Source organism: Pseudomonas sp. A34-9 (assembly GCF_029543085.1).
GTDB lineage: Bacteria > Pseudomonadota > Gammaproteobacteria > Pseudomonadales > Pseudomonadaceae > Aquipseudomonas.
On the sequence record NZ_CP119967.1, the window covers coordinates 5,076,483 to 5,097,604 of the forward strand.

Below are 21,122 nucleotides of genomic sequence, written 5' to 3' on the forward strand. Positions count from 1 at the left end.
TCACCAGCGAGGACTGTTGTGGCGAAGTCATTTGTAACCGATATCCCGTCACAAACCCGGTCCGGTCAGAGGGTTTATCGCCAACCTGTTGATAGGCCTGAACCTTCAAAGACGACTGAGTTGCGGGGACCTGTGTAGACCAGCGCCCGTTGGAGGACAAGACACTCGATCCGATGGTTGTGACACCATTGCTAATAACCAGCGTGGCTCCGGCGATACCGCCGCCGCCCGTTACAGTGAGTGTTGAACCTACATAGGTTTGAATCTGATCGATGGTAGGTGTCGAGGGTTTGGCCTGATAACCAACCTCTTTTGACCCATCCATTATAGGATCCGGTCCATCGTTAACGTCATAGGTATATTTGAAGGTAACTTTGACCCGACTATTCGATGGTACGAATACCTGGCCGCCAAGACTATGCCACTCACCATCCTGGATAGCGGTCTTCGTCAGTTCTCTTTCCTCTATTTTTGAACCCACTATATGAAGAACTACGTCGCCCTTATTGTGACCGTTTTTTTTCGCACGGTATTCGAATCCATAACAATAGAATCCCAAGCCGTCGCTCATCCATTGATATATAAGTTTGAACTCTGCCCACACCCCGGTTTGTGATACGTGAAACGCCAGCGTTTCAGGTGCCTGGCTCTGTAACACTGGCTCGACCTGCCCCGCCAACTCCCCCGAACGCTCACCCAGCGGGCCATTTTCGACTTCGTCATTCTTGTCCATGATTTGACTCCGGGCTGTTCAGGGCGGCATGGCGCAGGGAAACGTCTCGCGCCATTCAATCCCGGCAATGCCCGCTTCCACACCTGACAGTTCTGACAGTCCCGACAAACGGTAACCTTTCCTACGCAGTAATCTGGCGACATCCTTCAGATGCCCACATGCGGCTACGTTGCCTTGCGCCATTGCCTACACATCCCTCAGAATCCGCCGGCTTGTGCGCTTTGTTGATGCCCCGTAACTTGGTCCGTGCCGCTGCCAATCAGTGGTCGGGTTTAGTCGCCCGGGGTGTGTCACCAATGTGTATAAGCGTCATCAAGTCGGGTATTCCCTATCCCCGCACTCGATGGTGGCTGTTCGCAGGGCGCTTCGGCGCGCCGGTTTTTGGTGATACCCCCCGGTCGACTAACCTGCGTCCAGCCGCCACCCCTCGTTTAGTCGCGCAGTGGTGACGGCCCCAATTACTAAGGGTTATCACTATGATCAAAGACACTCCGAATCCCCCCGAAACCAGCGACTCGGTTTCCCCCTACCAATCAGCCGATTCGAAAAAGCTTCACGAGGCCGCCGAAAAAGCCCTCGACCACTACCTAAAACCCGCCCCCTCGCCCACCCCCTCACGCAACTCCGTGGATCGCGGTATGCAAATGTTCATGGTCGTCCCCGACCTCAACCGCGAAGCCGTGGCCATCCAGACCTACGAAACGTTTTCGTCGGTGAGCATTCTGCTGCTGGATCTGGCCGACAGCCTGGAACACAAGCCGCGGCATCTGGCGATGGCGATCTATCAGTTGAGCGAGATGGGCTTGATGCTGGCGGAGAAGGCGCTGGATAACGAGCGGGCGATTGCCGTAAGCGTTTGAAGATCAAAAGATCGCCGCCTTCGGCAGCTCCTACAGGGGATTTATGTGAATCCTGTAGGAGCTGCCGAACGCTGCGATCTTTTGCTTTTGCTTTTGTTTTTGCAGTTCAGGCCGAAGCCGGCAACGGCTGAAAACTGAAGTACTGACGCAGCACCTCGACCAGTTGCCCGTATTCCGGCGGCGGTCGTTGCAGGCTGAAGCCGGCGTCGTAATGCAGCGGCGTCGCGTCTTCGTGACACCACAGGCAACACGCGGTGAGGTCGATCACCTGCTGGCAGCCATCGTCAGCAGGGATTTTCAGGCGCAGATTGAAATCCACCCCGGTCATCATCGGCAACTGGCTGATAAGCATCAGCCCGTCCTCGGAGACATTGCCGAGAAAACCGATGGGTTTGTCGGTGACGCTGTTGAACACCCTGAGAAAATACGGCAACTGGTGCCGTTCGATTCGGCGGTCGGTAAACATGCGCAGTTCGCCATGCATGGCTCTCTCACAGAGCCGCACCTTTGCTTCGGAACGCGCCTGTATCGCCGGCACGCTCTCCCCGCTTCCGGTGTGACGGTCGCTAAATCGCCGTCACCTGACAACTTGCCAGTCGCAGGTGTTGCACGGGCACATTAGAGACTCGGCTCTAAACCCGATTGATTCGACTATAGCTCAGGCTGTACAACCGGCCAGCTTTTGTATGACAACTGCCATCAAAAGCGCGTCGGACGTACCACGGCCGCAGCGCTGCGGGTCGGGTAATGGCCCAGACTCTGCAAGGTTTCCAGGCGCGCGCGGGCGCGGTAGGCGTATTCGCTGTTCGGGTACGAGGCCATGATGAACTGATAGGTCTGCGCCGCATCGACAAACATCTTCTGCCGTTCCAGGCACTGGCCGCGCATCATCGACACTTCCGGCCACACGTACGGGCGGGCACGGCTGGCGCGTTCGACCTTGGACAGTTCGAGCATCACCTGCTCGCAATTGCCGCGATCATAGGCGCTGTAGGCGTTGTTCAAATGATGGTTCATCGACCAACGGGTGCAGCCCGTCACGGCGAGGACGCTGAGGGCAAGGGCGGCAATGGTTACGAATCGCATGAGGGTTCTCCTGTCTTGTGCTCTTTATCGACCCTTGCCGAGAAATCTTCAGAAGTGTTTGCGCCAATCGTCGTGTTCAATAAAGAAAGTAATAAGTAGTGCATTCGAACAATGACTACACCTCAAGAGCATAGTAGCCTTCGCTAGCGCTTGAACTCAGGAGTCTTTGCATGTCCGTCCGTCGTACCAAAATCGTCGCTACCCTTGGCCCGGCCAGTAACTCGCCGGAAGTTCTCGAACAGCTGATTCTGGCTGGTCTGGACGTCGCCCGTCTGAACTTCTCCCACGGCACCCCCGACGAGCACAAGGCTCGCGCGAAGCTGGTGCGTGACCTCGCAGCCAAGCACGGCCGCTTCGTCGCCCTGCTCGGCGACCTGCAAGGCCCGAAAATCCGTATCGCCAAATTCGCCAACAAGAAGATCGAGCTGAAGATCGGTGACAAGTTCACCTTCTCCACCAGCCATCCGTTGACCGAAGGCAACCAGCAAGTGGTCGGCATCGACTACCCGGATCTGGTCAAGGACTGCGGCGTGGGCGACGAGCTGCTGCTCGACGACGGCCGCGTGGTGATGCGCGTCGAAACCGCCACCGCCACCGAACTGCACTGCGTGGTGACCATCGGCGGCCCGCTGTCCGACCACAAAGGCATCAACCGTCGCGGTGGCGGCCTGACCGCGCCGGCCCTGACTGAAAAAGACAAGGCCGACATCAAGCTCGCTGCGGAAATGGAAGTCGACTACCTCGCGGTGTCCTTCCCGCGCGACGCCGCCGACATGAACTACGCCCGTCAACTGCGCGACGAGGCCGGCGGCACTGCCTGGCTGGTGGCGAAGATCGAACGCGCCGAAGCCGTGGCCGACGACGAAACCCTCGACGGCCTGATTCAGGCGTCCGACGCGGTGATGGTTGCCCGTGGTGACCTCGGTGTGGAGATCGGCGACGCGGAGCTTGTGGGCATTCAGAAGAAAATCATTCTGCACGCACGCCGCCACAACAAGGCCGTGATCGTCGCGACCCAGATGATGGAGTCGATGATCCAGAACCCGATGCCAACCCGCGCCGAAGTGTCCGACGTGGCCAACGCCGTGCTCGACTACACCGACGCCGTGATGTTGTCGGCTGAATCCGCTGCCGGTCTGTATCCGCTGGAAGCCGTGCAAGCGATGGCGCGTATCTGCGTCGGCGCTGAAAAGCACCCGACCGGCAAGACCTCCAGCCACCGCATCGGCAAGGAATTCACCCGCTGCGACGAAAGCATCGCGCTGGCAACCATGTACACCGCCAACCACTTCCCGGGCGTCAAAGCGATCATCGCCCTGACCGAAAGTGGCTACACCCCGCTGATCATGTCGCGTATCCGTTCTTCGGTGCCGATCTACGCCTACTCGCCACACCGCGAGACCCAGGCGCGCGCAGCGATGTTCCGTGGCGTGTACACCATCCCGTTCGACCCGGCTTCGCTGGAACCGCACGAAGTCAGCCAGAAGGCGATCGACGAACTGGTCAAGCGCGGCGTTGTGGAAAAAGGCGACTGGGTCATCCTGACCAAGGGCGACAGCTACCACACCACCGGCGGCACCAACGGCATGAAGATCCTGCACGTGGGCGACCCGCAGGTCTGAGTATCGGTGCCTGCACCGACCTGTTTGCGGGCATGCCCGCTCCCACAGGTTTTGCCTGGTTCTGAGTGAACGCTTGCTGAAAAACGAAAGCCCCGCCATGTGAATGGCGGGGCTTTTTGCATTCTGATTGGCCAGAACAGCCAACCGTAGATCACAGAGCCGCCTGCCCCGTCTACTGTCAAACCTGACAGTAGACGGGGCAGGTTGATGGGTAGCTACTTGAGTCGAGCACCATCCACTCAGGGAGAGTTCCATGAACAGCTCCATCCGATCCTTACAAGCCGCCGGCACGCTGGATGAACAGTTTGCCGAGGCCGGCATTTTTCGTCTGAGCCTGCCCCACCTGGCGCCTGAAACACTGATCACCGGCGTTGAGGCAGAGCATTCGCCGCAACGCCTTTATTTCACCGGGCAAGCACGCTCAAGCACCACCAACCGGCCTTACCTGCTGGGTCGCTTGCTGCCCGACGGCACGCTGGATAACAGTTTTGGTACGGGGGGCGTCGTCAGCGGTTCGTTTAGCCCGGGCGCCCCCTCGCTGGGTAAATCCATCAGCCTGCTCGACGACGGCAAAATCCTCCTCACCGGGCTGGTGCGACTCGACGGAATTCCTGCGCTGGCCCGATTTTTTGCCGATGGCACGCTGGATCTCGGATTCGGCAACAACGGCTACGTTGTCCTCGAACACCCCGAGGCTGTTCAGGCCCATCGTGCAACCGCAGGTGCAGGTCTGCTCTCGAGCGTCAGCGCCACGGCTTTGGCCAACGGCAAGATTGTGCTGGTGCACAACTACGTCGTCGCTCATTCGGCAGATACCCGCGCCTTCATTTACCTGCTCGACAGCGTGGGCGCACTGGACACCTCGTTCAACCAGAAAGGTTACGTACCGGTCGTTTATCCCGGTGCCGATCCCGCCAACGTGAGACTGCGCAGTGCGTTGCTCGACGCGGATGGCAAGATCAGCGTGTGCGGCAATCTGACCGCTCAGTCCGGCTCGTCGGCACCGCTCTTCGCCCGCTACCAGGCCGATGGCAACCTTGATGCGGGCTTCGGTGATGCCGGGTTTGTCCTGGTCAGCACGCTACAGGCGAGCGCCGAACTCAATGCCGTGATTGCCCAGCCCAACAAACGCCTGCTGGGGATCGGCGAGACAGACGCCGCGCAAGGCCTGTTGATCAGCCTTGAACCGGATGGGCAGCCGAACATTCAGTTCAACCGTGGCCAACCGTTGCTGACCCGCCTGAATGACCTCGACACCCTTTGGCAACGCGGCGCCATGCAACCAGACGGAAGCATCGTGATGCTGGGCAAGATCCACCGGCCCAAAGAACAAGGCGAAGTGGCCGTCGCCCGGCTGCTGAGCGACGGCTCACTGGACCCGACGTTCAACGGCGCCGGCTGGGCAAGCACCCCGTTGGAGCGGTCGAGTACGTTCGACGCCCTCACCCTGCAGACCGACGGCAAAATCGTCATTGCAGGTTCCCTCGCCGCTGATTTTCAAGGCCTGGTGCTTCGTTACCACGGCCGTGGCTGAACAGGACGATCATCGCCCAGGCGATTGCCCGGACCATTCAAGGAACCAGAACATGAGCAATGATGCAGCGGTTTTGCGTAACGAAGGGCAGCTCGATCCGGCGTTTGGTAGCGCTGGCCGGGTCGTGTTGCAGGCGCCCGGCGCACCCGGGCAAAGCGTCTTGCCCCAAGGCATCGGGGTTGATGCTGCGGGTCGTGTGTATGTCGGCGGTGCGCTGCGCATCGGCGAAAATCGATTTGCCTATTACTGCGTGAGGCTGACGGCACAGGGGACGGTCGATCCGGCGTTCGGCGAGGCAGGTTATGTCATCGGCGAGTTTGCGCCACACAATGGCCGGATATCTTATTCGGGGGTCAGCGAGGTCATCGAACTGAGTAACGGAAAAATACTGCTGATCGGCAATTACTACGATGACACCTTCAACACCTGGAAAGGCCTGATCCGCTTACACCCCGATGGCACGCCGGATCCAGCCTTCGGCGAGGATGGAACACTATTGATTGCGCTTGGCAGCATCAGCGGGACTGACGATGACAGTGTCGATGGCCTGAACGTTTCCTCGACGCCGCGAACGGCCGGCAGCAATCTTCTGCCCGACGGCAAAATCCTTTTGCATGAATCCGTCTACGACGGCCTCGAGGAAACACAAACCGCGATCATCCGACTGACAGCCGACGGCGTACTCGACCCCGACTTCAACCAGACCGGCATTGTCTGGGTCGCTCATCCTGACTTTGCGCATACCGAAATCACCGACATTCTGCTGGCTGACGACGGGAAGTACGTGCTGGCCGGTCATTGCGATGAACCCGGGGATCCGCCTGCCCGGGCAATCTTTACCAGACTGCATGCCAGCGGCATCACCGACACCTCGTTCGCCAGCAACGGTTATCTGTTGATCGAATCGGCGCGAGGCGACACCAACTACCTCCTGGACAGGCTTGTGGCGCAGACGAACAAACGTCTTCTGGGCATCGGTTACGGCCTGGGTCAGGAGGATTGCGGGTTACTGATCAGTCGCGAAGCCGATGGCGGTGAAAACATCCAGTTCAATCGTGGCAACCCTCTGTTGCTGAAGCTCGACGGGCGCATCACCAGTTGGCACGACGCGATTATCCAGCAGGACGGCAGTATTCTGGTGTACGGACATCTGTATGACCCCGCTCGAACTGTCGTGGCAAAATTCACCGATGCGGGCACGCTGGATAAAACCTTCGGTGGCGGCACAGGCTGGCTGCAATACAGTGTCGATCCCTTCGGCCTGACGTCTGCCATCATCACTGATGCCAGCGTGCTGTTTTTTGGCGCAACCGTAGTCGACGGTCAGGCAATGCCGTGCATTGCCCGGGGTCTGATTGCCCCGCCGCGTTGAGGGCGAGGCTTTGTGCCGAGTTGAAGATCAAACGCAGCCTTCGGCAGCACCTCGGCTGCGATCTTTCAATGGCGTTTGATGAAACCGTTCAACGCTGCCAACGCTTCCGGCGAGCGCAGCCGTTGGGTGAACAGTGCGCCCTCCTCCTCGATCACCTGGCGGATTTGCTGGCGATCCGGCGCTTTCATCAATTGCTTGCTGATGCGCACGGCTTGCGGTGGCAGTTCATCGAAGCGCAACGCCATTTCACGCGCTTTGGCTAACACGGCTGCGCCACTGCCCAACGCTTCAGTGGCGATGCCCCACTGGGCGGCCTGTTCTCCACTGAAACCTTCGCCGAGCAGCAGCAACTCTGCCGCTTTGGCCTGCCCGAGCAAACGCGGCAGGATCAGGCTGGAGCCGAATTCCGGACATAACCCAAGATTGACGAAAGGCATGCGCAACCGCGCATCGCGGGCCACATAGACCAGATCGCAGTGCAGCAACAACGTGGTGCCGATGCCCACTGCTGCACCGGCCACAGCCGCAATCACCGGCTTGCGGCATTCGAGCAGGCCGCGCATGAAGTGGAACACCGGGCTGTCCAGATCGCTCGGCGGTTGCTGGATGAAATCGGCGATGTCGTTGCCGGCGGTGAAACACTCGGCGCTGCCGGTGATCAGCACGGCGTTGATCTCAGGATCGCTATCGGCCTGCTTCAGCGCCTCGGCGAGACGGCTGTACATGGCGCGGGTCAGGGCGTTTTTCTTGTCTGGACGGTTGAGGCGCAGGGTCAGCAAACCGCGTTCGCGTTCCAGCAGGATGGCATCGGTCATGGCGTGTCTCGCGTCTGAAATATCAGCGCTCAACCACGGCTCACAAACACATCAGCCAGCAGTTGGTTGCGCGGCAATCCGGCCAGGTACAGGCGTCGGGCGAAGGCGTCGACACTGGCCGTCGAGCCGCAGACTAAGGCCAGGGTTTGCCGGGAAACAAGGCGCAGTTGCGCCAAAGCGGCGGCTGACTCGGCCGCCGTCCATAGCTCCACCGTCAGGTTGTCCCGCTGCGCGGCCAGTGCCGCCAAGGGTTTGGCCAGATAGTGCTCGCTGGCGTCATGGGCCAGGTGAATGACGCGGATAGCGCCTTGGTGATCCTGCCGCAGGGCTTCACGCAGCACACCGAACAATGGGCCGAGCCCGGTGCCGGCAGCCAGCAGCCACAGCGGCCGGGTGTGCCAGTCGGGGTCGTAATGCAGCGCGCCGCCGCGCAGTTCGCCGAGACGGATCGAGTCGCCGATCTGCAAGCGCCGCGCGGCGTCGCTGAATTCGCCGGGCTGACGACAGTCGAGGTGAAATTCCAGAAAGCGGTCTTCTTCCGGCAGGCTGGCCAGTGAATAAGGCCGCGCGATGTGATCGATCCATAACACCAGATGCTGGCCGGCGCTGTAGCGCAATGGCCGTTGCGGGGTCAGGCGCAGACGCAGGACGCTGGCGCTGAGCCAGTCCAGCGCTGCGACCACCGCCGGGCGACCGTCGGTGAGCGGGTCGAAGGTGTGCACCTGCAAATCTTCGATCACCTGACACTGACACGCCAGGCGCCAGCCCTGCTGACGCTGCTCGGCGCTCAAGGCATCCGGGCGATTGTCCGTCGGCAGGCCGTGCACGCACTGCACCAGGCAGGCATGGCAACTGCCGGCGCGGCAACTGTAAGGTACGGCGACGCCGTTCTGGTTGAGGGCGTCGAGCAGGTTGCTGCCCGCCGCCACCGACCATTGCCGTTCACCGACACGAAGTTCAGGCATCGACGTTCTCCCACGCGGCCGCACACCGATTGCGGCCGTCACGCTTGGCTCGATAAAGCGCCTGATCGGCACGCTGCAACGCCTCATCCAGATCATCGCCCAGGGTCAGCAGAGTCATGCCCGCCGACAGGCTGAGACTGCGCACATTCAAGCCGATCAGTTCGACATCGGTGAAGGCGATACGCAGGCGTTCGCAACACGCGGTCAGGCGTTCGGCGTTGCAGTCGGGCAGCAACACCACGAACTCCTCACCACCATAACGCGCCAGCACGTCGCCGTCGCGCAGGCAGGCCTGGGCGACAGCGGCGAACGCCTGCAGCACCTGATCGCCGGCGGCGTGACCATGCAGGTCGTTGATGCGTTTGAAGTGGTCGAGGTCGATCAGCGCCAGGCCATGCACCACGTCGCTGTCCATGGCATTCAGCTCCCGCGAGGCCAGGCGCAGGAAGTGCCGACGATTGAACAGGCCGGTCAACTCATCCGTAGCGACCAGATCTTCGAGCTGGCGCATCATCCCGCGCAGGGTGTCCTGATGCGCCTGCAAGGCAAACCGGCGCTGCCGCTGGCGTTGGCGCGAAACCTGTACGAAGCGTGCATAAAGCACCAGCCACGCCAGCACCATCGCCAGAATGCACACCTGCAAGGCAGCAAGCGCAGGCTCGCGAAAGCGCAAGTGGTAAGCGTCCCACAGCGTGATCGCGCAGAAACTGAAAAACACCAACAGTGCGCAACGGACGAACGCCCGCCGACTGAGATGGAACAGGCCGAACAGCAGGATCAACACATAGAACACCAAAAAGGCGCCACGCGCTTCATCCAGATGGGCGATCAGCCAGGTCTGCCAGCCGAGGCCGAGCAGCACTTGTGCTTCGGTCAGGCTGGGGTCGGCAAAGCGCAGGTTTCGCCCGCTCCAGAACAGCGCGAACAGGGTGGCCTGACTGATGACCACCAGTGCGCTGCCGATGGCGATGGCACTGAGGGACTGCTCGTAATGACCGGTGAAAAACGCCAGCCACAGCAGCAGCAAAGCCAATCCATAGGTGGCTGCAGCGAGGGCAAAGCGTTTGAGCAAAAGACGTTGAATGGCGTTATGGGTCAATCGTTGACTCACCGTGCGATTGGAGGCTGACCGAGTGTCCTACTCTACAGACCGGCTGCCACTTTAGTGGCGTAGTCGATAAATGACCACCGATTTTCGGGCTCGAAATTTGACGTCAAAAGTGTGGCCTCAAAAGCCCCTCACCCTAGCCCTCTCCCAGAGGGAGAGGGGACTGACCGTGTTGTTTATCCGAGGTACACCGACCTGAAACATCGCGCCGGACTCAGGCCTGGAAGCGGCACATCAGCTCCCTTCTCCTCAGCCGAACTCAGGTTTTGAACAGCACCAAGATCGGCTCCCTTTCCCCCAGCCGAACTCAGGTTTTGAACAGCACCAAGATCGGCTCCCTTTCCCCCTCGCCCCCCTGGGGGAGAGGGCTGGGGTGAGGGGGTAGCTCTTGAAGAGCAAACCCCATGTCCGATATTCGCCCACCCATGCGACCAACGAATGACTGCCGGCGCGTGTACGCCCCATCGAGGCGCGTTATACTGCCGCGCCTTTTTAGCGTCGCGCCAGCAGCCCCGGCGTGCCTTGAAAGGTGCTTGCGACCGACCGAAACACCCAAGCCGCAGGCACCTTATTGAATGTTCCCGTCTTTTAGAGGAGCGCGACTCATGACCGTGATCAAGCAAGACGACCTGATTCAGAGCGTTGCCGACGCCCTGCAGTTCATTTCCTATTACCACCCCGTGGATTTCATCCAGGCGATGCACGAAGCCTACCTGCGCGAAGAATCGCCAGCGGCCCGTGACTCGATGGCGCAGATCCTGATCAACTCGCGCATGTGCGCCACCGGCCACCGCCCGATCTGCCAGGACACCGGCATCGTCACCGTGTTCGTGCGCGTCGGCATGGACGTACGTTGGGATGGCGCCACCATGGGCCTGGACGACATGATCAACGAAGGCGTGCGTCGCGCCTATAACCTGCCGGAAAACGTCCTGCGTGCCTCGATCCTCGCCGACCCGGCGGGCGCTCGCAAAAACACCAAGGACAACACCCCGGCGGTCATCCACTACTCCATCGTCCCGGGCAACACCGTGGAAGTGGACGTGGCGGCCAAGGGCGGCGGTTCCGAGAACAAGTCGAAAATGGCCATGCTCAACCCGTCCGACTCGATCGTTGACTGGGTACTGAAGACCGTTCCGACCATGGGCGCCGGCTGGTGCCCACCGGGCATGCTCGGCATCGGCATCGGCGGCACCGCCGAGAAAGCCGCCGTCATGGCCAAGGAAGTGTTGATGGAATCCATCGACATCCACGAACTGAAGGCCCGTGGCCCGCAGAACCGCATCGAAGAAATGCGTCTGGAGCTGTTCGAGAAGGTCAACCAGTTGGGCATCGGCGCCCAGGGCCTCGGTGGCCTGACCACCGTGCTCGACGTGAAGATCATGGACTACCCGACCCACGCCGCTTCGTTGCCGGTGTGCATGATCCCGAACTGCGCCGCCACCCGTCACGCGCACTTCGTGCTCGACGGCAGCGGCCCGGCCTCGCTGGAAGCGCCACCGCTGGACGCCTACCCGGAAATCGTCTGGGAAGCCGGCCCGTCGGCCCGCCGCGTCAATCTCGACACCCTGACCCCGGAAGACGTGCAGAGCTGGAAGCCGGGCGAAACCGTCCTGCTCAACGGCAAAATGCTCACCGGTCGCGACGCCGCGCACAAGCGCATGGTCGAGATGCTCAACAAGGGCGAAACCCTGCCGGTGGACCTCAAAGGTCGCTTCATCTACTACGTCGGCCCGGTTGATCCGGTCGGTGACGAAGTGGTTGGCCCGGCGGGCCCGACCACCGCAACGCGGATGGACAAGTTCACCCGGCAGATCCTCGAGCAGACCGGCCTGTTGGGCATGATCGGCAAGTCCGAGCGCGGCCCGACCGCAATCGACGCGATCAAGGACAACAAGGCCGTGTACCTGATGGCCGTCGGCGGCGCCGCTTATCTGGTGGCGCAAGCGATCAAGAAGTCCAAGGTACTGGCGTTCGCCGAGCTGGGCATGGAAGCGATCTACGAGTTCGAGGTCAAGGACATGCCGGTGACGGTTGCAGTCGATAGCAAAGGCGAGTCGGTGCACATCACCGGCCCGGCGATCTGGCAACAGAAGATCAGCGAAAGCCTGGCGGTAGAAGTGCAGTAAGCGCTTAAACCGTAAAAAGAAGGCCGGCCCGTCACGCGACGGGCCGGCCTTTTTTTGTGCCCGAACCTTCGGCAGCTCCTACAAGATCGGGCAATCTCATTTTTGGCGATAAAAACCTCGCCAATGCTTACAAATCGTTCTTGCGCACCTGTCAGGTCTGACAGGTTACGCCCCGCCCGGTTCTTGATAGCGTCTGTCCATCCTCGCCTCCCGCGTGTGCAACGGACAAGACCATGGCCGATCAGGAACTGAGCATCACCACACCTTCCATTGCCAAAAGCTCGTCGATTGCCACCATTGGCAAAAGTTGGGGTGCCGTCGGGCCGACCGGTGCCGCGTCGTTCGAGCTGCCAATCCCCCTGTCCGCCGGGCGTGGCTGGGATCCGCAGCTGTCACTGACCTATAGCAGCCAGGCCGGCAACGGCCCGTTCGGGGTTGGCTGGGGGCTGGGGCTCAGTCAGATCAGCCGGCGCACCAACAAAGGCGTGCCACGCTATACCGGGCACGACGAAATCATCGGCGCCGACGGCGAGGTGTGGATGCCGGAGCTTGAGGACGACGGCACCCTCAAGTCGCGGCTTGAATCCGCTTATGACGGCGATGACGTCGGACCGCACGCGGTAGTGCGTTACTGGCCACGGGTCGAAGGCGACTTTGCCCTGCGCGAGCTGTGGCAAGCGCAATCCGGTGAGCCGCCCTTCTGGCTGGTGCATGGCGCTGACGGCTCGTTGCATGTGTATGGCAAGTCAGCCACTTCACGCCGTGCCGATCCGGCCGACCCACAGCACATCAGCGTCTGGCTGCTTTGCGAAAGCATGAACGCACGCGGCGAACATATCTGTTATCAGTACCAGGCGGATGATCAGGATCCCGACCTGGTCCATGATTACAGCGCCCAGCGCTATCTGCAGCGGCTGTGCTACGGCAATTTCACCGCGAGCAAGAAGCTCTATGCCTGGGAGGCGGAGGATGCCGCGCAACCGGACTGGCATTTTCAGCTGGTGTTCGACTACGGCGAGCGCGCCACGGCGCTGACCGAAGTCCCGGCCTATGACGGCGACACCCTGCTGCCGTGGCCCGTTCGCCCGGATCCCTTTTCAACCTATGGCCAGGGTTTTGAAGTGGGCACCCGTCGGCTCTGCCGGCAAGTGCTGATGTTTCATCACTTCCCGCTCAGCCTGCCGGGTAAACCGGTGCTGGTGCGTCGTCTATTGCTGGAGTACCACTCGCCGCAAAACGTCACGCAGTGGTCCTACAGCCAGATCAGCGCCGCCCACTATCAGGCTTTCGATGCCAGCGGCGCAGTCGAAAACACCCCGCCGGTGGAATTCGACTATTCAGCCTTCGAGATCAACAAAACCCCGGCGCGTTTGTTCGAAGCGGATCATCAACCGGGCATCGAGGACGGCGCGTTCTACCAATGCGTCGACCTTTATGGTGAAGGCATTCCCGGGTTTCTCTACCGCCACGATCAGGCCTGGTATTACCGCGAACCGCTGCGCGCAGACGCAGGCGGTGACGCGATCGGCTATGGGCCATGGACGGCGCTGGACAAGATCCCGGTGGCCGCCCGTCACCGCCCGGTCGAGCAACTGCTCACCGACCTGACCGGTGACGGACGTCTGGACTGGATCACCGCGCAACCGGGCCTCAGCGGTGTGCGCACGCTGAATGCGCAACGCGAGTTCGCCGACTTCGTGCCGTTCGACGCGTTCCCGCTGGAGTTTTTCAACACGCTGTCGCAACTGGGCGACCTCAGCGGAGACGGCCTCAGCTCGATTGCCCTGATCGGCCCGAACTCGGTACGTCTGTACGCCAACCAACGGGAACAAGGTTTCGCAGCGGCCGAAGTCGTGGCGCATACGCCAGCCGACGACCGCTTGCCGCTGTTCAGCAACTCAGCCACTGAACTGGTCGTACTCGCTCACTTGCTGGGCAGCGACATGCCCGAGCTGTGCCGCATACGCCACAACGAAATCACCTGCTGGCCGAATCTGGGCCACGGCCGGTTCGGTGAAGGTCGCAAGATCAGCGAGCTGCCGTTCACCTATGAGCAATTCGATGCCTCGCGCGTACGTCTGGCCGACCTCGATGGCTCCGGGGCACCGGCGCTGATCTATCTGCAATCCGATGTCTTCGAGATCTATCTGAATCGCGGCGGTAATGGTCTGGAGCAAATTCCGGTCACGGTGCCGTGGCCCGAAGGCGTGCGCTTTGACCGTTTGTGTCAGGTGAGCTTCGCCGACCTGCAAGGCCTGGGCTGTGCCAGCCTGATCCTCACCGTGCCGCATCTGCAGCCGCAGCATTGGCGCTACGATTTCGTCTCGGCCAAACCCTGGTTGCTGACGGCCAGCAATAACAACATGGGTTGCAGCACCAGCGTGGTCTATCGCAGTTCGGCGCAGGAATGGCTGGACGAAAAACACCGCTTGCTCACACTCAAACGTCTGCCGGTCGCGCATTTGCCGTTTCCGGTGGCGGTGGTCAAACAGCAGCAGCAACGGGATGAAATCACCGGCAATTGCCTGACCCAGTCGTTCACTTGGCGTGAGGGTGTCTACGACGGCAGGGAGCGTGAATTCCGCGGTTTCGGCCACTTGCAGCAAACCGACAGTGAAAGCGCTGCGGGTGATGACGACGTCGGTTTCAGCGCACCGGTGCGGGTCTGTACCTGGTTTCATACCGGGCAATCGCTGGACCGCTCCCGCGAGGCCTATTTCAATGAGGATGCACGCGCGGTTGCACTGGGCAAAACAGTGTTCAGCCGTTATCACCCCGCCGACGAAGTCGACGAACCGATCGCGCCGCACGACGCCGACAGCCAATACCAGATAGCCCGGGCGCTGGTCGGCTCGGTCACCCGCGTCGAAACCTATGCCGATGCCGAGGTCGACGAACCGGGCATTGCCCTGCCTTATGCGGTGGAAGAATTTCGCTATCTGGTGCGCGAAGTACGTTGCAAAGGATCGTATGCGGCTGCGGTTCTACTGCCGCTGGTGCTGGAAAAAATCAGCTATCAGTACGACCGTTTCATCGACGATCCGCTGTGCCGGCACGAGGTCAACCTGCGCTGGAACGATTACGGCCTGTCGATCCATGCGCTGACGGTGAGCTACGCGCGCCGCCTGAGCGACACGGACACACCACCGTTTACCGATCCCGATGAGCAACAGTGGTGGCGCGACGCTCATGACGAGGCGCAACAGTCGTTCTATCTGAGCGAGACCCACAGTCAGTTCATTGATCTGGACAAGGATCCCCAGCACTGGCGACTCGGCTTGCCATTTCAACAGCGCAGCAATGCGCTGGTGCTGCCCAAAGGTACGCTGCCCACCGGGCTGTCCCCGGAGCAGGTGTCCTTCGGGCAACTGACGGAGCATCAGAATTCCTCACACTGGGAGACCGAGCGGGTCCTGACAACCCAGTCCGTACAACGCTACGTGAAAGAAGACGGCACCCCGCTGGCTGACGGTGTTGCAGAGTTCGAAGCACTGGCCGGGCCGCTGGAACTGGCGCAATTGGACAAGACCGCGCTGGACGCCTACGACGTGCTGCCGCCGCCCTTCGACATTCGCGAAGAGCTGGCGAAGATCGGTTATAAACCGATGGCTCTCCAGTTCGAACCACCCGCCCCGGCCGACGCCGAAGCCAACCTGTGGTCGGCAACATTCGGCTTTGCCGAGTACGGCAGCCTCAGCGATTTCTACAAAGTGCAGCGCTACCGCGAAACCCTCAGCCACGGTTTCACCACCGCCGAATACGACGACTATCGGCTGGCGGTGACCCGCGTCGAGTTGCCGGACGGCTGCACCACGCAGATCGCTTACGACTATCACGCCTTGCAACCGCTGCGCATCACCGACGCTAACGACAATATCCAGGAGGCGATCTACGAACCTTCCGGGCAGCCGCTGGCCAGCAGTTTTTACGGTAGCGAAAACGCTGTGGCCGCCGGCTTCAGACCGCTGAGTGAATACGAGCGCCCGGAGGATCATCGCCCGGACCCGGCCATCAATGATCCGGGCAAGGCTGTGCAAAAAGCCGCCAGCACCCTGCGCAAAGACCTGTTCAGCTGGATGGGGGAACTCCCGCTCGCGAATGCGGCGACAGCACAGTGGGTGGCGGACGGATACCTGCTGCCCAGCGGCCACATCCGCGCCAGCGCACGCCGGCGGCTTGCCCTGTCCAACAACCTGACGCCCGCCGAACAGACCTTGCGTGAGGCAATCGATGCGGCGCATCGCGAACCGGTCCACAGTGTGGTGCTGAGCGCCGACCGCTACCCCGACGATGAGGTTGCGGCGCAGATCCAGATCGTCAAAGTCTGCGTTGACGGCTTTGGCCGGACGCTGCAAACCCAGCAACGGGTTGACCCCGGCATGGCGTATGCGGTGGCCGATGACGGCTCACTGATTGTCGAGAACGGCAAGTTTGTCGAGGTCCATGCCGACCCGCGCTGGCGCATCAGCGAGCGCATCGAATACAACAACAAGGGTTTGGCGGTGCGTCAGTTCCGGCCGTTTTTCGCCAACGTGCATCGCTACGTCAACGATCACTCCCTGCACGAACTCGGCTACTTCGATCAATTGTTTTATGACCCGCTGGGCCGGGCGATCAGGCTGGTCAACGCCAAGGGTGACTTCTCCCGCGAGACATACCACCCGTGGTACCACACCAGCGAAGACTTCAATGACACCGCCGAGCCATCGCCATCGAAGGCGGCGAGATCATGAACAGCACGGTGGATTGGCGCACACCCGCGCTGGCGGTAATCGACAGTCGCGGTCTGCCGGTTCGGCAAGTCGCTTACTTGCGCACGGTTGCCGAAGACACGCCAGTACCACTGCCCACCCGCCAGCAACACGATGTGCAAGGGCGTATGGTCGCGCAATGGGACTCACGCCTGCCGCTGCCCTGCCTGACCACGGTTTACGGCCTGAACGGTGACGCGCTCAAGTCCGACAGTGTCGATGCCGGCTGGCGCCTGAACCTGCCCGGCCTGGCCGGTGAGCCACTGCAACGCTGGGACGCGCGGGGCAGTCATTGGCGCAGCACCTTCGATGAACAACTGCGGGTAATCGCGCTCGAGGAAAACAGCGAGGCCAGTGTGGAGGTGTTCCACTACGCCGACGCCTCGGACGACGCGCAGTACAACCGCCGCGGCCAGTTGCTGGAGCACAAGGATCGTTCCGGTTCGTTGCTCACGGACAGATTTTCCCTGACCGGTCAGGCACTGAAGGAAACCCGCACCTTCCACGATGACCAAGCGTTCACCAGCCTGCATGTCTTCAGCCCATTGGGTGCGCTTCTGGAACAGACCGACGCCGCTGGCCATCAACGACGCTCGCGCTACGGTCTGGCCGGGCAGCTCAAGCAAGTCGATCTGCTGATCAGCGGCACGCCGGACTGGCAACCGGTGTTACGGGACGCTCAGTACAACGCCAACGATCAGATCATCGAGCAACTGGCCGGCAACCATGTCCTCAGCACGTGGACGCATAACCCGGCGGATGGTCGTTTGCATGCCCAGTCCAGCCGCAAGGACGGCGGCGCTGTCCTGCAAAATCTCGAATACTTCTACGATCGCGTCGGCAATATCACTCGTATCGAAGACCACGCCTATCAGCCGCGCTACTTCGCCAACCAGCTGATCGACGGCCACCGTGATTTCAGCTACGACTCGCGCTACCGAATGACCAGCGCCACCGGCTACGACGACGCACCGCCGCCGGACATTCCCGGTCTGCCGCAGCCGGGCGATCCGAACAATCGCCTCAACTACACCCAGACCTATCAGTACGACAACGGTGGCAACCTGATCGAACTGTGTCATGTACGAGCGGGCAACAACTCGACCCGGCACATGCGCATCGACCCGAACAGCAATCGCGGGGTGCGCTGGACACCGGGCGAGCCGGAGCCGGTATTCGACGAACTGTTCGACCCGCACGGCAATCAACGGTCGGTGCAACCAGGCCAGCCGCTGCAATGGAACGCTCGCGATGAGCTGGAGAAAGTGACCCTGATTTCGCGCGAAAACGCCCGCAGTGACGCCGAGCATTACCGCTACAGCCAGGGCATGCGCGTGTTCAAACGCCACGAAACCTTCGCAGCCAACGCCGAACATTTTCATCAGGTGCGCTATTTACCGGGGCTGGAAATCCGCACCCGCGACAACGGCGAAGAACTGCACGTCATCACCCTCGGCAACGCCCGCTGCCTGCATTGGGCAGCGGAAAAACCCGATGAAATCGCCAATGACCAAATGCGTTACAACCTCGAAGACCATCTCGGTTCCAGCGTGATGGAACTGGATCAAGACGCCGTGATGATCAGCCAGGAGGGCTATTACCCCTTTGGTGAAACCGCGTGGATGGCACCGAATTCGGAAACCACGTACCGCTTCATCCGCTATTCAGGCAAGGAGATGGACGTCAGCGGGTTGTATTACTACGGCGCACGCTATTACGCAGCGTGGTTGCAGCGCTGGGTCAGTGCCGATCCCGCGGGGGATGTGGATGGCCTGAATCTGTACGGATTCGTCGGGAACAACCCGTTAACTTTTGTGGATGTGCATGGCAACAGCCAAGAGAAATTCGATATCGTCAATTTCTCAAACTTCGTGACCACTCTCGGTGATTACTCCGCCGCAACGCTTGACCAGATGCTGAAAGTATCAAGTGGGCTGTATGGAGCCGAACTGCTGGCGAACGCTGTTGCAGAATCACTGATAGGCACTGCCGGCTTCTTCGCTGGTTATTTCGGTGCCGGGTTCGCAGGCCCAACACTTACCACCGGCATGCCCGCCGCCATCGGCTACTTGTCCGAGATGATTGCCATGCACGTCAGCGGCGATATCGCCGAGGCGATCGCCAGCAAATACACTTCCTTTGCAAATTTGACAGCCCCATTGATTCCACAAACATCGGCAATGAGCGTCGCAGCCATTGATCAAAAGGTTGGCATCACAGAGCGTTCATCGAGTTTCACGCCGGCTGATGCAGCCAACATCTTACTGACCCGCGGCGTCGGAGCATATCTTCCAGGCGTAGGCGCGGCGCTTAATATCGGTTCGCGGGTGCAGGAAGCGCAGGACATTAAACAGGGTCTGGATCCGGTCAAGATTGAAAAAATCGAAACGATGCTCGCCGACTGGCAACAAGCCCTCACTTCGCGAATGGTCGATATTGAGAAAGCTTTCAGAAGCGTAGGACAAAACACGATCAATTCGGCTGACGTGCTACCTGACAAGAGCCGCTTGATGGCTGCCAAGACCATTCGGCTCAGTACCTTGCGAGAGCAGACCCGGACGATCCTGGGATATATCGAAAGCAGCCAGACCACCCTGAAGTGGTACAAAGAGGACTTGCTGACCGACAACAGATTTTTGCGCGAACAAGCGAAACCAGCGTCGAAATTCCAGAAATTTGTTAAGCCTTTCACCAACCATCATTTCAAATGAAATACGACCCCGTTCATAGGCGTACTCCCACGGTGGCGGTGATCGATAGCCGGGGCTCGCCGATCCGTCAGGTCAGTTACTTGCGCACTCTGGCCGACGACACACCAACAGCACTCGTGTCACGTCAGCAATATGATGTGGCTGGGCGGCTGGTGGCGCAGTGGGATCCGCGCCTGCAGGTGCCCAGCCTGACCACCGTTCATGGCTTGGGGCGCGCAGTGCTGAAGTCGGCCAGCGTCGACGCCGGTTGGGGCCTGAACCTGCCGGGGCCGGCCGGCGAACCGTTGCAGCGCTGGGACGAGCGCGGCAGCCATTGGCACACGACCTTCGACAATCAGTTGCGCGTGGTGGCGGTCGAGGAGAACGACGAGCGCGACGTCGATGTTTTTACCTACGCCGACGCCACCGCCGACGCGGAGCACAATCTGCGCGGAACGTTACTGGAGCAGAAAGCCCCTTCAGGCACGCTGCGCACAAATAGCTTCGCCCTGTCTGGCCAGCCCTTGAGCGAGACCCGTACCTTCATCGATGACGAAGCTTTCACCAGTCAACGGGTGTTCAGTCCGCTTGGCGTCGTGCTGGAACAGACCGATGCCGGCGGCCATCGGCAGCAGTCACGCTATGGCCTCGCCGGGCAACTCAAGCAGGTGCAACTGTGGATCAAGGGCCAGCCCGACTGGCAGCCGGTTTTACTCGACGTGCAATACAACGCCGCCGACCAGATCACCGAGCAACAGGCGGCCAACGGTGTGCTCAGCCAATGGACGTACGATCCGGCCAACGGTCGTTTGCACACCCAGTCCAGCCGCAAGTTTGTCGACCTCAGTCGCACTTAAATCGGGAAAAATGGATCCGGTAAGGGTTGAGCAAAAAGGCGAATACAAAACCGCGTCGCTGGGATCCTACGGCTATCAAAAGCTCCTGAAGACCTTCGAAGCAATCAGGAACCCTACTGAACTCAATATACTCAAAGCGTTCAAGGGCACCTCGACAACACTCGCCTCCGCCGCAATGAAGGCCCATGAAACCCCGGTAGCGGGAGAAGTCGGTGCGATTCTCGGTACCTTGTTGGGCGCCGCCGAAATCATCTATGAAATTGAATCAGCCAGGAACGGGATGACGCCCGGGATGCAGGAGAAGCTCGGCAAGCTGAAGCAACACATCCCCGGTTTGATTGACATATTGGAAAGGGGACTGGATGAAGTGAACAGCAGTTTCAGCGCCGCCCATCGCGATTCAATTAATACCTACCGCATGTTCTCAAAGATCTTCGGCCATGCACCCGGTGATACTCGACAAAGCGTGGCCGCTGCAACATCCGCGACGATCGATAACTTGAATAGGCTTAAAACCATACTTGAATGAGCAGACCGCTCAGGTCAGTTCAGGCAAATCAAATCGCATTCTGCATGCTATCGTGCCCGCCCGACCTGCCA

At 60.5% G+C, this 21,122-nt stretch carries 14 protein-coding genes; 9 read left to right on the top strand and 5 right to left on the bottom strand.

The features are described 5' to 3' along the window. The first annotated feature begins 1,209 nt into the window (after window positions 1-1,209). Entirely contained in the window at window positions 1,210-1,593 is a 384-nt protein-coding gene (locus P3G59_RS22640) for a DUF6124 family protein (RefSeq protein WP_277759031.1), read from the top strand. A 106-nt stretch (window positions 1,594-1,699) separates the two neighbouring features. Here P3G59_RS22640 and P3G59_RS22645 read toward each other — a convergent pair whose 3' ends face one another. Then, the gene (locus tag P3G59_RS22645) at window positions 1,700-2,059 is read right to left on the bottom strand and encodes a PilZ domain-containing protein (RefSeq protein ID WP_277762195.1); all 360 of its coding nucleotides are present in this window, start codon (window positions 2,057-2,059) and stop codon (window positions 1,700-1,702) included. Window positions 2,060-2,292: 233 nt separating this feature from the next. Next, window positions 2,293-2,679, bottom strand: a complete 387-nt coding sequence (locus P3G59_RS22650; RefSeq protein ID WP_277759032.1) for a tetratricopeptide repeat protein — start codon at window positions 2,677-2,679, stop codon at window positions 2,293-2,295. 170 nt (window positions 2,680-2,849) lie between these two features. Between P3G59_RS22650 and pyk the strand changes: the two genes are divergently transcribed. The 3 genes from pyk to P3G59_RS22665 all read left to right on the top strand — a co-directional run bounded on the left by pyk (window position 2,850) and on the right by P3G59_RS22665 (window position 7,207). Continuing rightward, complete coding sequence (gene pyk, locus P3G59_RS22655; protein ID WP_103306425.1) at window positions 2,850-4,301, top strand: pyruvate kinase; 1,452 nt, start codon at window positions 2,850-2,852, stop codon at window positions 4,299-4,301. A 253-nt stretch (window positions 4,302-4,554) separates the two neighbouring features. Continuing rightward, the gene (locus tag P3G59_RS22660; RefSeq protein WP_277759033.1) at window positions 4,555-5,835 is read left to right on the top strand and encodes a hypothetical protein; all 1,281 of its coding nucleotides are present in this window, start codon (window positions 4,555-4,557) and stop codon (window positions 5,833-5,835) included. A 52-nt stretch (window positions 5,836-5,887) separates the two neighbouring features. Beyond that, on the top strand, window positions 5,888-7,207 hold the full coding sequence (locus P3G59_RS22665) for a hypothetical protein (RefSeq protein ID WP_277759034.1): 1,320 nt from the start codon (window positions 5,888-5,890) through the stop codon (window positions 7,205-7,207). 65 nt (window positions 7,208-7,272) lie between these two features. Here the strand turns inward: P3G59_RS22665 and P3G59_RS22670 are convergent, their stop codons facing one another. From P3G59_RS22670 to P3G59_RS22680, 3 genes are read right to left on the bottom strand one after another with little or no spacing between them, the layout of a single operon-like run. After that, window positions 7,273-8,022 carry an enoyl-CoA hydratase-related protein gene (locus tag P3G59_RS22670; RefSeq protein ID WP_277759035.1) on the bottom strand — a complete coding sequence of 250 codons (750 nt, stop codon included), beginning with the start codon at window positions 8,020-8,022 and terminating at the stop codon, window positions 7,273-7,275. A gap of 29 nt (window positions 8,023-8,051) precedes the next feature. After that, entirely contained in the window at window positions 8,052-8,987 is a 936-nt protein-coding gene (locus tag P3G59_RS22675; protein WP_277759036.1) for an iron-sulfur-binding ferredoxin reductase, read from the bottom strand. Next, the gene (locus P3G59_RS22680) at window positions 8,980-10,086 is read right to left on the bottom strand and encodes a GGDEF domain-containing protein (RefSeq protein ID WP_277759037.1); all 1,107 of its coding nucleotides are present in this window, start codon (window positions 10,084-10,086) and stop codon (window positions 8,980-8,982) included. The genes P3G59_RS22675 and P3G59_RS22680 overlap by 8 nt, the downstream gene beginning before the upstream one ends. Window positions 10,087-10,700: 614 nt before the next feature. On the opposite strand from P3G59_RS22680, the gene P3G59_RS22685 reads away from it, so the two are divergent. From P3G59_RS22685 to P3G59_RS22705, 5 genes are all read left to right on the top strand, one after another. Continuing rightward, a complete protein-coding gene (locus tag P3G59_RS22685) occupies window positions 10,701-12,224 on the top strand; it encodes a fumarate hydratase (RefSeq protein WP_016773454.1) in 1,524 nt (507 codons plus the stop codon). A gap of 233 nt (window positions 12,225-12,457) precedes the next feature. Further along, window positions 12,458-16,957, top strand: coding sequence for a SpvB/TcaC N-terminal domain-containing protein (locus P3G59_RS22690; RefSeq protein WP_277759038.1), 4,500 nt, complete (start codon window positions 12,458-12,460; stop codon window positions 16,955-16,957). Then, window positions 16,954-19,686, top strand: a complete 2,733-nt coding sequence (locus P3G59_RS22695) for an RHS repeat-associated core domain-containing protein (protein ID WP_277759039.1) — start codon at window positions 16,954-16,956, stop codon at window positions 19,684-19,686. The genes P3G59_RS22690 and P3G59_RS22695 overlap by 4 nt, the downstream gene beginning before the upstream one ends. Beyond that, window positions 19,683-20,522, top strand: coding sequence for a hypothetical protein (locus P3G59_RS22700; RefSeq protein ID WP_277759040.1), 840 nt, complete (start codon window positions 19,683-19,685; stop codon window positions 20,520-20,522). The genes P3G59_RS22695 and P3G59_RS22700 overlap by 4 nt, the downstream gene beginning before the upstream one ends. A 10-nt stretch (window positions 20,523-20,532) precedes the next feature. Then, entirely contained in the window at window positions 20,533-21,051 is a 519-nt protein-coding gene (locus tag P3G59_RS22705) for a hypothetical protein (protein WP_277759041.1), read from the top strand. Window positions 21,052-21,122 lie beyond the last annotated feature (71 nt).

Excerpts from the sequence above, each read along its gene's own strand:
- P3G59_RS22640 (WP_277759031.1), top strand. The coding sequence starts at position 1,210 with ATGATCAAAGACACTCCGAATCCCCCCGAAACCAGCGACTCGGTTTCC.
- P3G59_RS22645 (WP_277762195.1), bottom strand. The coding sequence starts at position 2,059 with ATGTTTACCGACCGCCGAATCGAACGGCACCAGTTGCCGTATTTTCTC.
- P3G59_RS22650 (WP_277759032.1), bottom strand. The coding sequence starts at position 2,679 with ATGCGATTCGTAACCATTGCCGCCCTTGCCCTCAGCGTCCTCGCCGTG.
- pyk (WP_103306425.1), top strand. The coding sequence starts at position 2,850 with ATGTCCGTCCGTCGTACCAAAATCGTCGCTACCCTTGGCCCGGCCAGT.
- P3G59_RS22660 (WP_277759033.1), top strand. The coding sequence starts at position 4,555 with ATGAACAGCTCCATCCGATCCTTACAAGCCGCCGGCACGCTGGATGAA.
- P3G59_RS22665 (WP_277759034.1), top strand. The coding sequence starts at position 5,888 with ATGAGCAATGATGCAGCGGTTTTGCGTAACGAAGGGCAGCTCGATCCG.
- P3G59_RS22670 (WP_277759035.1), bottom strand. The coding sequence starts at position 8,022 with ATGACCGATGCCATCCTGCTGGAACGCGAACGCGGTTTGCTGACCCTG.
- P3G59_RS22675 (WP_277759036.1), bottom strand. The coding sequence starts at position 8,987 with ATGCCTGAACTTCGTGTCGGTGAACGGCAATGGTCGGTGGCGGCGGGC.
- P3G59_RS22685 (WP_016773454.1), top strand. The coding sequence starts at position 10,701 with ATGACCGTGATCAAGCAAGACGACCTGATTCAGAGCGTTGCCGACGCC.
- P3G59_RS22690 (WP_277759038.1), top strand. The coding sequence starts at position 12,458 with ATGGCCGATCAGGAACTGAGCATCACCACACCTTCCATTGCCAAAAGC.
- P3G59_RS22695 (WP_277759039.1), top strand. The coding sequence starts at position 16,954 with ATGAACAGCACGGTGGATTGGCGCACACCCGCGCTGGCGGTAATCGAC.
- P3G59_RS22700 (WP_277759040.1), top strand. The coding sequence starts at position 19,683 with ATGAAATACGACCCCGTTCATAGGCGTACTCCCACGGTGGCGGTGATC.
- P3G59_RS22705 (WP_277759041.1), top strand. The coding sequence starts at position 20,533 with ATGGATCCGGTAAGGGTTGAGCAAAAAGGCGAATACAAAACCGCGTCG.